At 62.9% G+C, this 680-nt stretch carries 1 protein-coding gene; it reads right to left on the bottom strand.

Features of this window, described 5'->3' with window-relative positions:
• On the bottom strand, positions 1–680 hold a 680-nt coding region (locus tag APH35_RS27965; protein ID WP_156341255.1), incomplete at both ends, for a GGDEF domain-containing response regulator.

Raw genomic sequence — 680 nt, 5'->3', positions numbered from 1 at the left:
CTCGGCAAAGCGCCGGCGAATTTCGTCCAGTACCCTGTGTGCCGCGTCCAGCGCGGTATTGGGCATGACGATGGCGAACTCTTCGCCACCATAGCGGCCAATGAAGTCGGTCTTGCGCAAGCGCTGCTTGAGGAACAACGCCAGGCTCTTGATCACCCGATCGCCCATGGGGTGGCCGTGGCGGTCGTTGATCTTTTTGAAGTGGTCGATATCGAGCATGGCAAAGCTCAACGGCTGCTGTTCGCGGCGGGCGCGGAAGCTGCAGTCTTCCAGCAGTTGCAGGATGTGGGTGTGGTTGTACAGCCCGGTCAGGCTGTCGCGCACCATGCGCGCCTTCAAGTGCCGGGCGCGGGCGGCGCGGTTGCGCACGGTGGTGATCAGGTGACGTGAGCGAAAGGGTTTGGTCAAAAAGTCATCACCGCCTTCGCTCATGGCATCCAGCTGCTTGTCCAGGTCGTCCTCGGCTGACAGGTAGATGATCGGCACGCTCACATAACGGTCACTGTGGCGAATCACCTTGGCCAGTTCCGGGCCGGTGCAGGCTGGCATGTACAGGTCGAGGATGATCAGGTCGGGCTGGAAGTCGGCAAGCTCGGCCATGGTACGGATCGGGTCGGTCAGGCTGCGGGTGACCATGCCGGCGCCGGCCAGCACCCGCTCGGTGTACAGGGCCTGGGTGC

It is taken from the genome of Pseudomonas sp. NBRC 111132 (assembly GCF_001320565.1).
Taxonomy (GTDB): Bacteria; Pseudomonadota; Gammaproteobacteria; order Pseudomonadales; family Pseudomonadaceae; genus Aquipseudomonas; species Aquipseudomonas putida_P.
This window is presented reverse-complemented; position numbering and strand designations above follow the sequence as displayed.